The sequence below is a fragment of the Butyrivibrio sp. MC2021 genome, assembly GCF_000621605.1.
Classification (GTDB): domain Bacteria; phylum Bacillota; class Clostridia; order Lachnospirales; family Lachnospiraceae; genus Butyrivibrio.
On sequence record NZ_JHXX01000004.1, the window covers coordinates 123,187 to 137,443 of the forward strand.

Below are 14,257 nucleotides of genomic sequence, written 5' to 3' on the forward strand. Positions count from 1 at the left end.
TCCTTATTTCTTACCCTTAGCTGCGATGACCTTCTCCAGGTAATCTCTCCACTGAACAAATACAGCATCGCCGTTGGTTATCTCTTCTATTCTGGCAGCCTCTTTACCAAGTCTTGCAGCCAGCTCCTTGTCCTCTATAAGTCTGCAAAGGCCTGCTGCCAGTGCATCCTCGTCCTTGATGGGAACCAGAAGTCCGTTCTTTTCATTCTCCATAACGGTCCTGGGTCCGCCGCAGGGACAATCCGTGGCCACACAGGGCATTCCCATGGCCATGGCCTCCAGAAGGGAATTGGGAAGTCCCTCCCAGTCTGAAGAAAAGGCATATACCTCTCCCTTGGGAATCTCCTTCTCCAGTTCGTCGCTGCCTCCCATCAGAAGGATGTAATCCTCTGCGTGGTTGTCGGCAATTATCTTATCCAGGATCTCCTTGGTTCCGTCAAAGGAATCCGGGCCGTAGATCTTGAGCTTGTAATCCGGGTGCTTCTCATGAACCTTGATAAAGGCTCTGCAGAGCATGGGCTGATTCTTGAAGTCCACAAGCCTTGCGTGATGCACCACAGTCTTTTCCTTGACCTCGGGGTGTGTGACTCCGAAGTACTTGGGGTTAACCGGGTTAAGTATTATGGTGGAGTTATCCTGCAGATAGGGCTTGAAAAACTCCTTCTGGCCGGTGGTCTGGAATACGCAGCCCGCAGCCTTGGGGAACAGCCACTTGATCTGTACCTTGTCGGAAAAAGCATCGTAATGTCCCACCGGGTCTGTTCTGATGGATATTACCACCGGAACATCGCTGTTACCTGCTGCCATCAGAGCTCTGTAATTGGCTCTCTGGGCAAAGGCTATAAGAACATCCGGGTGATAGGTCTTTACGAACTCCTTGAGATACTTAACTCTCAGGAAAAACTTGGTTATTCTGTTTTTCTTTTCATCTTCTGCCCTGAGTCCCACGTGAACTCTTGTAACCTCAGGCAGGAGCTTGAATTCGTTCTCATCCTCCCATTCGGTGGCCACATAAACCTTGTAGCCCTCCTTGGAAAACTGATTGGCGAGGTTGGAAACTACTCTCTCGGCGCCGCCCTGAACCAGGCAGTTTAAGTGAAATGCTATTGTCTTCATTTAGATAAGGATGTCTCCTGTTTTTACTTCTCTGGTGCTCTCAAACTTGTCGATAAGAAGGGAACCGTCCACGGTCCTTACCACAAGCTTGCCGTCAAATATATCAACCACTTCTCCCGGTGCAAAAGCGGAGAAATTGATCATCTCGTCAAAGGGGTGGGCCTGCCAGATGGTGACTTTGTTGTCCTCACTTTCCTCGTTTACATAGCAAAAAGCCCCGGGGAACGGAGCAGCCACGCCTCTTATAAGGTTGTAGATGTTTCTGGTCCTCTCCTTGAAGTCAACCTTTCCATCTGCAGCCGTACGTTTATTGTACCATGAATCGTAATCTTTTGAATCGGTACGGATGGTTATCTTACCGGTTTCCATATAGGTGGTAAGAAGCTTTTTTATCAGATTCTTGGAACAGATCATGTTCTTGTACTGAGCTGTTCTGATGTCGTCGTGCTCGTTGATCTGGAACATCTCTGTGGCAAAAACATTGGGACTGTCCGCATGTTCGTCGTATTTGAAGAGATTCAGGTTAAATCTGGTATCTCCCAGGATCATGGACCAGTTAAGGGGTGAGCGTCCTCTTCCGAAGGGAAGGTATCCGCAGTTGCCGTGGAAGCCGAAGATTCCCTGGGAAAAGGCATCCAGAACCTCCTTGGGGATAAGCCTCTGCCAGCCCATTACAAGGCCCAGGTCAAAGGTGTTCTCTGAAATGAACTTCTTTGTCTTCTCATCATTGAGGAAATAGCTGTCCGCCTCATGGACAGGGATCCCATATTTCTCAGTAAGGAAGGAAAGTCCCTTAAAGCCTGAAACCTGGTTGTGCTCAAGGACCTTGGGGGCAATGGTGATAACAAGATCAACCTTGCAGATCTCCTTCTCGATAAAATCAATAATATTTTCTGAGGTGTCTTTAACACCGAATACAACTACCTTATAGTGCATTACTCATACCTCTTTAATATCTCATGGATACTGTCTTTATATTTGTCAGGGGCATAAAAAAGCGCTCTGGATGCGGCCTTTTCGGAATACTTAGCCGCCAGCTCCTTATCCCTGATAAGCCTTAATATCTGCTGTGCCAGGATCTCCTCCTCCGGTGTCACATGGGTTATGTCCATATCGACCTGCTCTCCCATGTCGGGAACAAGGATTCCGTACTCCCCGAGAACCGGCTCTGTTACGCTGCTGCCGTTGGGCTTTCTGGTTATAAGCTCCTGATACTGTTCATCAGATAAAAGAATCTCTCTGGGTCCTGTCTTGCAGTCCGCAGAAATAACAGGCTTGTTGAGGGCCAGGGCCTCCAAAACCGCATTGGGAAAGCCCTCGTGGTTGGAGCTGCAGACATAGATGTCAGATCCTGAAACGTAGGCGAAGGGGTTCTTACGAAGTCCAGGGAATGCGGCCTTATCGGCAATTCCCATTTCCTCTGCCATCTTCTTGTAGGCTGACCAGTCACCGGAGCCAAAGATCTGAAGTCTTGCCTTTGGGTACTCCTTCTGAACAAGGTTAAAAGCCTTCACCAGATGCCAGTTGCCCTTGATGTAATCATTTCTTCCCATGTTGGAAATAATGATGATATCGCTGTCCTTTTCCTTCTCAGCGGCAAAGGGTGCGTCCTCCACGGGCTGAGCGCCCTTGGTCCGGATCTCATTTACATCAAGAGGATTGTATATATATGTGCTCTTGTCATAGTTATAGTCGGATTTAAGCTGCCTCAGGATCTCCTTGGAGCAGGAGAGGACCTGATCGGACTTTTTGCAAAAAAGTCTTACCTGCCTGGGCTTTTCCATATCGGTCTGGCAGCGAAGTCCTGTCAGGACTCTGCCGGGGCCGCCGGACAAAACATTGGAATAATTGGCGCTTCCAAAGCTGTAGGCTATGTCGCAGTTAAGTTCTTTTTTTACTTTCTTTATCTTGTTTGCACGTTTGAATACGTTTAAAACCTTCTTCACAAGGCCCTTTTCCGAAGGGACATTTATGTCGATGACATTGAGTCCCGTGACATCATAGTTGATATCCTTGGAGGAAAAGATAACGATATAAACGTTGTAAAACTCCTGCATGAGGCGGGCTGTGGTGACGCAGACCCTCTCAAAGCCGCCCTGATGAAGCATCGGGCACAGGAGGAGTAAATTTTTCTTGTCGCTCATAGTTTACCTTTCAGTCATAAGGAAGTTCTGCTCTCACATGCGAGCATGTGAGCCAGAACGAAGAAGCTCACTAAGCTCGAAAGGACCTCGCTAAGTAATCATAAGGTAGTTCTGCTCTCACATGCGAGCATGTGAGCCAGAACGAAGAAGCTCACTAAGCTCGAAAAGACCTCGCTAAGTAATCATAAGGTAGTTCTGCTCTCACATGCAAGCATGTGAGCCTGAACGAAGAAGCTCACTAAGCTCGAAAGGACCTCGCTAAGTGATCTTCTTCAAAAATGCCCATGTTCGTAGAAATACTCCAATTCCTTCGCCTGAGTCTTAACATCAAAGCCGGCGCTTCGAAGCTTGCCGATGATGTACTTGGAGGACTGCTGTCTGTCTCCGATGGAGTACTCGATGCGGCGATGCATTCTTGTAGGAATCTTCTCATCCGCAGCCTGCTTTGCAAACTGCATCCTGTCTTCCTCTGACATGGTATTTAAGGTTTCAAAACCGGTGCCTTCATCAAGAAGGTCCATATCCGGTGTATCATCTGTTTCAAATATGCTCTCTCTGCGCTCTCCGGTGATGGCGGTGAGGGTCTGATTGAGCTTGATCTCCTCCAAAAGAGGCTCTGAGCCGTAGTCCTCATGAAGCATGAGATCGTCCAGGATCTTTCTGGCCCAGTCTCTGGCCTCGGACTTGATGCTCATCATGGAAACCAGCTCCGTCACATTTACCTCAGGGGTTACGGAGTCGGACACAAGGCACTGCAGGCCTGCTGCCTGGGCCTCCACAACGCTGCCGGGAAGTCCCTCGTATCTTGAAGGGAAGCAGAAGTAGTCCATGGCCTGATAATAGTCGCTGGCGTTACTCTTATTTCCCGCAAAAATACATCTGTCGTAGATATGGAGCTTCTGAGCCAGCTTCTCCATCTCATCCATCAAAGGGCCATTGCCCAGCATAAGGAGCCTGATCCTCATGCCGTGGAGAATACTGTATTGGTTAAGGTCGTCGTTATCAAGAAGACGACACACATTGGCAAAAACGTTCAGAAGGAACTCGTGGTTCTTGGCATAGCGGAAGCTTCCCACGTGACCGATGACGAGAGCATTGGATACTCCCAGCTCCTGCCTGATCCTGTTCCTCTTTTCCTCATCATAAGCAAAATGTCCCAGGTCCACAGCGTTGGGGACAATGCGGACATTGCCGATATCCATGAGGTGCTTGCCGAATACGGAATATCCGGCTTCTCTTGAGCAGGCGAAGTTCCAGTCTGTGGAGCCTTCCCTCTGAAGAGGGGTTCTGAGGATCCTGGTGGCCAGGCCCTTGACTCCCGCATCCACTCCGGCGCTTCTGGCGTGGGCTATGCAGATGGGAACTCCGGACTTTCTGGCAATAGGAAGATAAATGGCTGCGGTGCTGGTCATATGGCCCTGAACCACCTTCCACTCGCCCTCGTGCTCCTTGAAGAAGCGCTTGATGGCGGCCTTGTAGTCCTTCATATTTGTGCCCACAAATTTAGGGAGGCAGAATATTCTCCCTCCGAGTTTTGTTACGCTATTATCAAAATAGTCCGGCTCCCTGACTGCCATGAGTTCATCTGAAGTCGGACTCTTTTTTCCTGTCTTTTCAGGCGAGTAGTGTACCAGAAAATCGAACTGGATCTTGTCACGATTCATGTTGCGGTAAAGATCCATTATGCGGCATTCGGCACCTCCGACGCCCAGTCCCCCTAAGACATGGAGTATTCGAATCTGTCCATATCCGTATTCCATATTTCCTCGCTTTATTACTTCTTGATCTTTTTTCTGACCTGCATCAGGGTAAATTTACCCTTGGCCAGAGCATATTCTTTAATGTCCCCGGTAAGTGTCCTGGGACTTACATCCATTTTTTTGTACTCCGAATAAGATACCACCTCTGCCTTGTCAAAAAGCTTCTCGAAGTTCTCGAAATCACTGTCGTCCATGGTATTGGTGTGATAGACAAAGGTAACAAGGCCCTCGCTCTTATCCGCAAGGCTCTTGCTCTTACTGATTGAGATAGGATAAAAGGTCATTCCGTCCTTCTCATAGGGGCCGCTTCCGAAGCCGTCGGTGATCTTGTCAAAACCGTTCTTCTTAAGGGCCTTCAGGGTATTGTAATCAAAGGAATGTGAGGGGGCCATGAAAATATCCGTGGGAATGTCATTGGCCCTGAATATCCTTCTTCCCTCTCTGATGAGATAGTCCTGATCCTCAAGGGAAAGTCCCGCAAACTCCGACTTATTTCCGATGGGGAAATTGCCCGCCTTTTTGGTGGTGTAAAGGTGGTTAACTCCGTGCATGGCAATAGTCCAGCCATCCTTGCGGAGTTCCTTCACATAGTTCCAGAAGTCCTTACGGGGCAGGTCTATCTTTAGTTTTTTATCCTTGTTGTCGGGAACCACTCCTATAAGGGGCTTAACTCCGTGCTTATCAAGGATTTCCTTGAAGCGCAGGAATTTGGCCCAGTCCATATCAGGAGTGATGTCATCAATTCTGATTGCTACTCTCATATTCTATCCCACTACGCTATGATGATATTTCCATGACTTTGAATCCCTATATCACTACTCTATGATGATATACGGATTGCTCCACTTGCGTTCCCGCAATCCTGCAAGGATTCGAAAATCGGTATGCTCATTTCATTCGCATCCCTTTTTTTCTCATCCTTGTTCGGTCTTCAAGGTCATGTAAATTATCATGCGAGCATGAAATTTCCATGACTTTGAATCCCTATATCATCATAAATTTTCTTTATACCAGTCAATGGCCAGTTTGATGCCAGCTTGGAAGTCATAGGAAGGATCGTAGCCAAGGTTGGTTCTGGCCTTGGTGATGTCTGCGTTGGAGTCTCTGATGTCTCCGGCTCTCGGAGGTCCAAAGATAGGCTCAACGTCCATTCCAAGGGCATCTGTAAGGTGATGGTAAACGTCGATGAGGAACTCTCTTCCGCCGGCACCGATGTTGTATGCCTCTCCTGCTGCCTCTGAAGAAGCAAGGCAGGCGCGAAGGTTGCCCTCGATAACGTTGTCTACATAAGTGAAATCTCTGGACTGCTTGCCGTCGCCGTTGATGGTGGGTGTCTCACCGTTCATGAGCTGGCGAAGGAACTTGGGGATAACAGCGGCATAGGCGCCGTTGGGATCCTGTCTTCTTCCGAATACGTTGAAGTATCTCAGTCCGTAGGTGTCGAGGCCGTAGAGCTTCTTGTAAAGCTTGCCGTACTCCTCGTCAGTCTTCTTGGTAAGGGCATAGGGTGAAAGTACATTGCCCTCCTGGCCTTCCCTCTTGGGAAGAGTGGTGGAATCGCCGTAAACAGAGGAGCTGGAAGCATAAACGAACTTTTTAACACCGTTCTGTCTTGAAGCCTCCATCATGTTGAGGGTTCCTCTGATGTTGATCTCCTCGTATAAAAGAGGCATCTCGATACTTCTGGGAACTGAACCCCAGGCTGCCTCGTTAAGTACATAGTCTACACCCTTGGTGGCTTCCATGCAGGCATCCAGGTCTCTGATGTCCTTCTCGATGAAAGTGAACTTAGGGTTGCTCATAAAAGGCTGAATGTTCTCGATGTGGCCTGTGGACAGGTTGTCCATACATCTAACGGTGTAGCCCATATCAAGAAGTGCCTCACAAATGTTGGAACCGATGAAACCTGCTCCGCCTGTTACAAGGAACACGCTTCCTTCGGGAAATTTTAAATCTTTATATGCCATAAATACTCCTTTTAAAAATATGATATACGGATTGCTCCACTGCGTTCTCGCAATCCTACAACCATTCGGAAATCGATCCGCTCATTTCAATCGCGTATCTTTTTTCCTCATGTTTGTTCGGTCTTCAAGGTCATGTAAATTATCATGCAAGCATGAAATTTTCATGACTTTGAATCCCTATATCATATTACAGTCTCCAATAGTCAAATCCATCTGTGTTGTAATCGTTCATATCATAGATGCCCTTAAGGTCCATGAATACCTTGGTCTTATGGGCAGGGTTAAAGAACTTGGCAATGTCTGCAGGCTTGTAGCTCTTGAACTCCTCATGAGCAACTGCAACGATAACAGCATCCATATCCTTAACAGACTCAAGGGAATCAAATTCAATGCCGTAAAGTCTCTTAGCCTCATCTGAATCAGCCTCAGGATCTACAACCACAGGCTTAATTCTGTACTCACCAAGCTCGTTGTAGATATCGATAACCTTGGTGTTTCTGGTGTCAGGGCAGTTCTCCTTGAAGGTGAAGCCGAGGATAGCAACCTTGGCATTCTTAACAGGGATATCTGCTGCGATAAGATTCTTAACCAGTGACTCAGCGATATATTTGCCCATATCATCATTGATACGTCTGCCGGAGAGGATGATCTGTGAGTGATAGCCCAGCTCCTCTGCCTTGTAGGTAAGATAGTAAGGGTCAACACCGATGCAGTGTCCGCCAACCAGGCCCGGGAAGAACTTCAGGAAGTTCCACTTGGTTCCTGCTGCCTCAAGAACACTCTTGGTGTCGATGTCCATCTTGTGGAAGATCATGGACAGCTCGTTCATGAAAGCGATATTGATATCACGCTGTGAATTCTCGATAACCTTGGCAGCCTCTGCAACCTTGATGGACTGTGCCTTGTAAACACCTGCAAGGGCAACCAGCTCATAAACCTTGGCAACGGTCTCAAGGGTCTCCTCATCCATACCTGAAACGATCTTGGTGATGGTGTCCAGTCTGTGAACCTTGTCACCGGGGTTGATACGCTCAGGTGAGTAACCAACCTTGAAATCTACGCCGCACTTAAGACCTGACTCCTTCTCAAGGATAGGAACACAGATGTCCTCTGTAACTCCGGGATATACTGTTGACTCATAAACAACTACACTGCCCTTGGTAAGGTATTTTCCAAGGGTACGGCTTGCGCCCTCAACAGGAGTAAGATCAGGAGTGTGATCGTCGTTAACGGGAGTAGGAACAGCAACAACGTGGAATTTGCACTCACGAAGCTTCTCAGGATCTGCTGTAAACTCTACAGAAGTCTCCTTAATGGCGTCGTCGCCAACCTCTCTGGTGGGATCGATTCCCTTCTTGTACAGATCAACCTTGGCTGCGTTGAAATCGTATCCTACAACCTTGATCTTTTTTGCAAAAGCAACTGCGATAGGCATTCCTACATATCCGAGACCTACCAGTGAAAGTTTCTCTTCGCCCGCAAGGAGCTTCTCATATAAATCCATTGTCATCCTCCAAAATGAATCATTTATTGTTCAAAATATTTTTAATTTCATTAATATACTTCAATATTATACTACGCCTGTCAAACTTCTGCTCAACATGGCTGCGAGCCGCTCTGCCCATGGCTTTCCGGCCGGCCTCATCGATCTTCATGAATTTCTCCAAAGCCTCTGTGAGAGCCTTCTCGTCCCTGGATTTAAAAAGTATTCCGGATACCCCGTCATTAACTATTTCCCTGCATCCGGGAATGTTGGATGCGATTACGGGTCTTCCGGTGGCCGCTGCCTCCATAAGGACATTGCTCATACCCTCGTGGTAGGAGGGGTGAACTATGGCATCCGCCTCTTTTATATAGGGATGGATATCCTTGGCAAAGGGGATCATCTTGAAGATGCCCTGTTTCTCGGCCTCGGCAATCTTGTCTCCGAAATCGTCGTCGCAGTAGCCCACGGCTGAGAAGGAAACCTTATTGCCATAGCACTCATGAAGAGCTCTTGCAGCGGCGAGATACTCATCGGTGCCCTTTTCCTTCATGATTCTGCCGATATAAAGGAATCTGGTGACATCATCCGAATGTCCCGGGTACTCCTCAAAGGTGTGCTTCTCCAGGTTGACTCCGGAGCCGCTTACGGTCACATGCTTTTTTGCCCTGATGCCGTGTTCCTCAAAGATCCGCCTGTTCTCATCATTCTGGAAAAAGAGACAGCTGCACTTTTTAAGGGATACCTTGTACATAAAGACTATGAGCTTTAGCAGCATCCCGCCCCTCTCAAAGGTGGAGCCAAGGCCTGTGATGGTGGCCACATAGGGTATCTTAAGGCTCCTGCAGACGTATCCGCCGTAGATATTGGGCTTAATGGTATAGCAAAGAACTATGTCCGGTTTCTCTTTTTTCAGCAGCTTTTTATAAGCGCGAACAAGCGCCATATCCTGTACAGGATTGACGCCTCTTCTGTTTATATCCGTATGTATTACTCTGCAGCCTTCCTGCTGCAGCTCTTTTACCTTCAAATCATCCGGCAGGGAGAGGACCACTTCAAAGCCCTCCGCCATGAGCCCCGTCAGAAGCTCATTTCGAAAGTCGTATATTCCGCTGGATGAATTGGCAAGTATCAGTGCCTTGGGCATATCATTCCCCTTCCAGGTTGCACTCGCATCTGATGGCAACCTCGTTGTATTTCATCATGTAGACACCTTCCCTGTAATCCCCGATGGTAACAGGGTTATCCAGGCCCTGAAGGTTACGAAGGATCTGCTTGGGGAAGTTCACGCCGCACTCGTAGGCATGGGGGTAACCGCCGCCGAATCTGGGATTGACCTCGGACAGGTACCACTCTCCTGTGGTCTCGTCGTGGAAAAAGTCTATGTCGATCATTCCTCTGTAGCCCACATCCTGAACAAATGTGGCAATCTGATCAAAGAGGACCTCATCCTTGACGGACACGGATTTATCGGTTTCTCCCGCACGCATCTTTATCTTTTTCTTAAGGAAAATGGATGTGCACTTGCCGGAGATAAGATCGATATATACGTCAGCGCCGTACTCCTGGCCCCTCATGTATTCCTGGATCATAAGTCCGTCGGACTCAAGGAAAAGAGCCTTCAGCATCTCCATGGTGTTGACCTTGTTGATGTTGATGGAAGCGCTGCCCTTGACAGGCTTAACAAAAACAGGGAAGTCCACCTCGCCGATCTCCCTGGCAGCCTCGAACTCCTCGATGCTGAGGTAACATTTGGCGGTGGGCACACCGAGCTTGGTGAGCATGTCGTACATGGCATGCTTATCAAGGCTAGTCTCACAGAGCTCATAGGAGGATACGATGGGTGTTATTCCCTCCTTGGCGAATCTGTCATAGTTCTTGGCAAGAAGAGAAAGCTCCGGATCTATCAGGGAAAAGACTCCCTGGATATTCTCTTTTTTGCAGATATCAATGACCTTGTCCATATAGTTGGGATCATCGATTCTGGGGACAATATAGCACTTGTCCGCATCATAAATGGCAGGCCCTAAGTTGGAGCAGTCCGTCGCTATGACCCTGCCGGCCATCTCCCTTTTAAAATACTGCACAACCTTGTTTCTTGTGCCTGCGCTTAAGATCAGAATGTTCATCATTTTCCCCCTATCATGTTCAGATCATCGAAAAACAGCGGTGTTCCGCCGGTGTGGATAAAAAGTATATTCTTATTCTGAAGGCCCTTGGCCTTAATGTATTCCTTCATTCCGTAGAATGCCTTGCCGGTGTAGGTGGAGTCCAGAGGCATTCCGTTTAATATCATCTGTTTCTTTATAATCTCCGTGACAGCCTCGTCGCTCTTGCCGTAGCCATCGCTGATGTAGTCGTCCAGGAATACGGTTTTTTCCTGAATCTCCTCCTCGGAGAAGTCTCTTTTTTCCTCGGAAAGGTAATCCCTGATGCTATCAAGGACCACGTCCCTTCCTCTGGGGTTCTTTCTGCCGATGCTGATTCCAACTATATTTCTGTCATCCCCCGCCAGGAGCTGGCCGCAGACAAGGCCTGCGTGGGTGGTTCCGGTGCCGGAGGCAAAAAAGATATAGTCAAAGTGCAGGTTCTCCTGCTGCTCAAACCGGATTATCTCATCATAGCAGTCCACATAGGCTCTGGTGCCCAGGTTGCCGTGGCCCCCGCCCTGTATGAAATAGGGGTTATAGCCCTCGCTCCTTAGCCTTTGCAATTCCTTTTCTATTGTATCATGGACTTCTTCCACAGGAACAGTTATGATTTTCGCCCCGAAAACCTCCATGAGGATACTATTGTAGGTGGTCTCGGAAACCTCTGTGGGGCCGATTATCAGGCAGGGAATGCCGCGAGCGGCCGCCATGTTGGCGATGACTCTGCAGTGGTTGGAATGGCTGCTGCCATAGGTCATCACGTAGTCGTAGCCCCCATTATCTATCTCTTCAAAAAAGTAATAGGCCTTTCTTGCCTTGTTTCCGCCAAAGGAGTAGGGGATGAAGTCTTCTCTTTTTACATAGAGATTGTTGGAGCTGTCATCTAATAGCTTAACTATTGGCGTCATTTTGCTTTTTTCTGTACTCATCAAAGTCCTCCAGAGCATTCAGTACAACCTGATCATGGGAAAACAGGGTCTTAATTGTATCAATCACCACCTTCACGTCGGTAAGGAAAGATAAATGCTCCACATAATATACGTCGTATTCAAACTTCTTTTCCCAGGAGATGGCGTTGCGGCCGTGGGCCTGGGCATATCCGGTAAGGCCCGGTCTTACGCTGTGGCGAAGGCGCTCCCTGTCGTTGTAGTAGGGAAGGTATTTCACCAGAAGGGGCCTGGGGCCTATGAAGCTCATGTCACCTTTCAGGATATTGATAAACTCCGGAAGCTCATCCAGACTGGTCTTCCTGAGAAGGAGTCCGAACTTGGTGAGTCTTATCTCGTCGGGAAGAAGGTTGCCGTTTTCGTCCTTCTCATCGGTCATAGTCCTGAACTTGAACATATGGAAAATCTTCTCATCCTTGCCGGGGCGGGCCTGCTTGAAGATTATGGGGCTTCCCAGCTTGACTCTTACCAATATGGCCACGATGGCATAGAGCCAGCAGAACAGTATAAGAATTGTCAGAGATAATAAAATGTCCAGAAATCTTTTTATGAATTTGGAATAGAGTGTTTGTTTTTTCATGAGTAGTTCTCCAAATCGCTGTGGATTCTTACAAATTCTTCAAATCTCGGTAACGCAAGGCTTACAAAGCCATGGCCGGTGGCGGTGATAACACCCTTTCTCTTGAGTCTGTCCCTGTATACGGAGAACTGCGGAGTTGTCATTCCCAGCTTCTCCCGGATCTTTCCAACATTGGTCTCCCCGGTAGCCGCCATCACACAGGTCACATTTTTATCTGTTTCAGACAGTTCAGACCATATTTTTGAATATACATACTCTTCAAGATATTGGTCGTAATCAAAAAGCACCTCATCGATGTTTTTATCCCCACGTTCCCACAAAAGATACCCCAGAACCTGGAACGCAAAAGAGTACCCCTTGGTGAGCCTGGCCATATATTCAGCCTGATCACTTTTAAGTTCAAAAACTTTTTTATAATGAGCCACCACAGCAGTATAGTTAAGCGGTTCCAAAACCACTTTAGGCGCTCTATAAAGAAACGTCAGGGACTTCTCATTCTGCAGATCATAAAGATTATCATAAAGTCCTGTCATTATAAGATAAACATTAAAATCACGTCTCAAATAAATCTGAAAAGCAGCAGCAAAGACCTTGAGGTTGGCATTATTGGTCACCTCATCCACCGTTATCAGAAGCCTTTTACCAGCCTTAGTAATATGTTCCAACATCCTGCCTACCGCAACTTCTATGTCCGTTATGGGAGCAGCATTTTCTATGGATACTCCGAAGCCAAGAGCGGAAAAATCAAGTTTCGCCTTAAGAAAAAGAGCATGGAGCTGAGGAATCGCATAAAGATTCGCAGCAAGGCTCTGGAGCATATCCCTTTCAGGACTCAGCTCCACCACGATCCAGTCCTTCTCTTTTCTTAATTTCTCAGCAATATCTGTCATCATAACAGTCTTGCCGCATCCTCTTACCCCTGTGAGCATATACACATGGTTGGAGGGCACCTCCGCCTTGAAGGTGTCCAGTATCTGATTGGTCTGTGTAATTCTTGATATGTACTGTGTCGGCGTTGTTCCGAAGGATATGCTGAATGGATTCTGCATGTAGTTCCCCTTTTATATATCTTTATATTTGAAAAATGCTTTTATATTTCTTTATATTTCAAAGCCTCTTTTATATTCTTTTATATTTCTTTATATATAATAATAAAACAGGAAAATAATGTAGTCAAATGAGTCAATTGAAAAAATGTAGTATTATTTATTCATGGAAAACATTTCAAAACCTTCAAAAAAAACACTAAATATACTTATCATTGCTGCCATTGTATGCCTGATAGCCGCCTCAGTGGCTGTTATCCGCCTGCAAAAAAGCTCCGTACAGAGCAATCTTTCTGAGTACCCTCAGGATGAACTGGTGATCGTTAATCTGGCTGTAGGGAAGGCAGATGCTGCGTTCCTTAGCTATGACGGTTCTCTTGGCATGATAGATACGGGGACAAAAGAGTCCTATTACAGGATAAAAAAATTCATGGATGAGAATGCTCAAACTTCCATGGATTATCTGATAATCACCCATTATGACAAAGATCATGTGGGGGGCGCAGTGTCGCTTCTTCAGGAATATGAAGTTGAAAAGATATATCTCCCGGACTATGTTAGTTCCAAAAGCGGTTATGGAGATATTATGGAAGCGGTAAAAGGCAGAGATGATGTGGTATTTGTATCTTCGGAGGAGCAGATATCTGTGGGTGATATGACCATTCAGATTATTCCTCCATCGGATCCCGCCGAACTTTCTGAAGATGATGACAACATGGATAACGACTTAAGTCTCCTGTGCAGGGTTAATTTCAGAAGTAAGAAATTCCTCTTCACCGGAGACATAGAAAAAGACAGAATCAAGCAGCTGAAGAATGATGGCATCGACCTTACAGCTGATTGGATCAAGATTCCGCATCATGGGGGCTATGAGGATAATAGCAAGAAGCTCCTAAATCTCGTATCTCCCAAATATTCCGTCATCAGTACCGGCTCCGAAAGGCCCGCAGATGCGGAGCTTCTGACGCTCTTAGCAGAAATGGGCATAAAAAATTTCTCCACCACCAAAGGTGATGTTGTCACCCTTTGCGATGGAGAAAAAATTGATGTAAGTGTGCGTTGAC

The 14,257-nt window shown here is 47.2% G+C and carries 13 protein-coding genes; 1 reads left to right on the forward strand and 12 read right to left on the reverse strand.

All coding sequences use genetic code 11. From position 1 onward, the window contains the following. Positions 1-3 precede the first annotated feature (3 nt). The 12 genes from T359_RS0110035 to T359_RS0110090 form a co-directional block, all read right to left on the reverse strand. Positions 4-1,116, reverse strand: coding sequence for a glycosyltransferase (locus T359_RS0110035; protein WP_026517364.1), 1,113 nt, complete (start codon positions 1,114-1,116; stop codon positions 4-6). Then, positions 1,117-2,052: a methionyl-tRNA formyltransferase gene (locus T359_RS0110040; protein WP_026517365.1), complete on the reverse strand. Its 936-nt coding sequence runs from the start codon at positions 2,050-2,052 to the stop codon at positions 1,117-1,119. It lies immediately after the preceding gene. Beyond that, the gene (locus T359_RS0110045; RefSeq protein ID WP_026517366.1) at positions 2,052-3,260 is read right to left on the reverse strand and encodes a glycosyltransferase; all 1,209 of its coding nucleotides are present in this window, start codon (positions 3,258-3,260) and stop codon (positions 2,052-2,054) included. Before T359_RS0110045 ends, T359_RS0110040 begins: the two co-directional genes overlap by 1 nt. Positions 3,261-3,532: 272 nt before the next feature. Next, positions 3,533-5,020: a glycosyltransferase gene (locus T359_RS19995; protein WP_081795539.1), complete on the reverse strand. Its 1,488-nt coding sequence runs from the start codon at positions 5,018-5,020 to the stop codon at positions 3,533-3,535. A gap of 14 nt (positions 5,021-5,034) precedes the next feature. Beyond that, a complete protein-coding gene (locus tag T359_RS0110055; protein ID WP_026517367.1) occupies positions 5,035-5,781 on the reverse strand; it encodes a DUF2334 domain-containing protein in 747 nt (248 codons plus the stop codon). Between the two features lie 231 nt (positions 5,782-6,012). Then, positions 6,013-6,987 carry an SDR family oxidoreductase gene (locus tag T359_RS0110060; RefSeq protein ID WP_026517368.1) on the reverse strand — a complete coding sequence of 325 codons (975 nt, stop codon included), beginning with the start codon at positions 6,985-6,987 and terminating at the stop codon, positions 6,013-6,015. A gap of 187 nt (positions 6,988-7,174) precedes the next feature. Then, the gene (locus T359_RS0110065) at positions 7,175-8,491 is read right to left on the reverse strand and encodes a nucleotide sugar dehydrogenase (RefSeq protein WP_026517369.1); all 1,317 of its coding nucleotides are present in this window, start codon (positions 8,489-8,491) and stop codon (positions 7,175-7,177) included. A gap of 19 nt (positions 8,492-8,510) precedes the next feature. Next, entirely contained in the window at positions 8,511-9,617 is a 1,107-nt protein-coding gene (locus T359_RS0110070; protein ID WP_026517370.1) for a glycosyltransferase family 4 protein, read from the reverse strand. Position 9,618: 1 nt separating this feature from the next. Next, entirely contained in the window at positions 9,619-10,599 is a 981-nt protein-coding gene (locus T359_RS0110075) for an ATP-grasp domain-containing protein (RefSeq protein ID WP_026517371.1), read from the reverse strand. Further along, positions 10,599-11,549 carry a 1-aminocyclopropane-1-carboxylate deaminase/D-cysteine desulfhydrase gene (locus T359_RS0110080; protein WP_035784206.1) on the reverse strand — a complete coding sequence of 317 codons (951 nt, stop codon included), beginning with the start codon at positions 11,547-11,549 and terminating at the stop codon, positions 10,599-10,601. The genes T359_RS0110075 and T359_RS0110080 overlap by 1 nt, the downstream gene beginning before the upstream one ends. Further along, positions 11,512-12,147, reverse strand: coding sequence for a sugar transferase (locus tag T359_RS0110085; RefSeq protein WP_026517373.1), 636 nt, complete (start codon positions 12,145-12,147; stop codon positions 11,512-11,514). The genes T359_RS0110080 and T359_RS0110085 overlap by 38 nt, the downstream gene beginning before the upstream one ends. After that, positions 12,144-13,196: an ATP-binding protein gene (locus T359_RS0110090; RefSeq protein ID WP_026517374.1), complete on the reverse strand. Its 1,053-nt coding sequence runs from the start codon at positions 13,194-13,196 to the stop codon at positions 12,144-12,146. The genes T359_RS0110085 and T359_RS0110090 overlap by 4 nt, the downstream gene beginning before the upstream one ends. Before the next feature lie 163 nt (positions 13,197-13,359). Here T359_RS0110090 and T359_RS0110095 point away from each other — a divergent pair, with 163 nt between their 5' ends. Next, positions 13,360-14,256: a ComEC/Rec2 family competence protein gene (locus T359_RS0110095; protein ID WP_026517375.1), complete on the forward strand. Its 897-nt coding sequence runs from the start codon at positions 13,360-13,362 to the stop codon at positions 14,254-14,256. Position 14,257: the final 1 nt, after the last annotated feature.

Excerpts from the sequence above, each read along its gene's own strand:
- T359_RS0110035 (WP_026517364.1), bottom strand. The coding sequence starts at position 1,116 with ATGAAGACAATAGCATTTCACTTAAACTGCCTGGTTCAGGGCGGCGCC.
- T359_RS0110090 (WP_026517374.1), bottom strand. The coding sequence starts at position 13,196 with ATGCAGAATCCATTCAGCATATCCTTCGGAACAACGCCGACACAGTAC.
- T359_RS19995 (WP_081795539.1), bottom strand. The coding sequence starts at position 5,020 with ATGGAATACGGATATGGACAGATTCGAATACTCCATGTCTTAGGGGGA.
- T359_RS0110055 (WP_026517367.1), bottom strand. The coding sequence starts at position 5,781 with ATGAGAGTAGCAATCAGAATTGATGACATCACTCCTGATATGGACTGG.
- T359_RS0110045 (WP_026517366.1), bottom strand. The coding sequence starts at position 3,260 with ATGAGCGACAAGAAAAATTTACTCCTCCTGTGCCCGATGCTTCATCAG.
- T359_RS0110095 (WP_026517375.1), top strand. The coding sequence starts at position 13,360 with ATGGAAAACATTTCAAAACCTTCAAAAAAAACACTAAATATACTTATC.
- T359_RS0110080 (WP_035784206.1), bottom strand. The coding sequence starts at position 11,549 with ATGAGTACAGAAAAAAGCAAAATGACGCCAATAGTTAAGCTATTAGAT.
- T359_RS0110075 (WP_026517371.1), bottom strand. The coding sequence starts at position 10,599 with ATGAACATTCTGATCTTAAGCGCAGGCACAAGAAACAAGGTTGTGCAG.
- T359_RS0110040 (WP_026517365.1), bottom strand. The coding sequence starts at position 2,052 with ATGCACTATAAGGTAGTTGTATTCGGTGTTAAAGACACCTCAGAAAAT.
- T359_RS0110060 (WP_026517368.1), bottom strand. The coding sequence starts at position 6,987 with ATGGCATATAAAGATTTAAAATTTCCCGAAGGAAGCGTGTTCCTTGTA.
- T359_RS0110070 (WP_026517370.1), bottom strand. The coding sequence starts at position 9,617 with ATGCCCAAGGCACTGATACTTGCCAATTCATCCAGCGGAATATACGAC.
- T359_RS0110065 (WP_026517369.1), bottom strand. The coding sequence starts at position 8,491 with ATGGATTTATATGAGAAGCTCCTTGCGGGCGAAGAGAAACTTTCACTG.
- T359_RS0110085 (WP_026517373.1), bottom strand. The coding sequence starts at position 12,147 with ATGAAAAAACAAACACTCTATTCCAAATTCATAAAAAGATTTCTGGAC.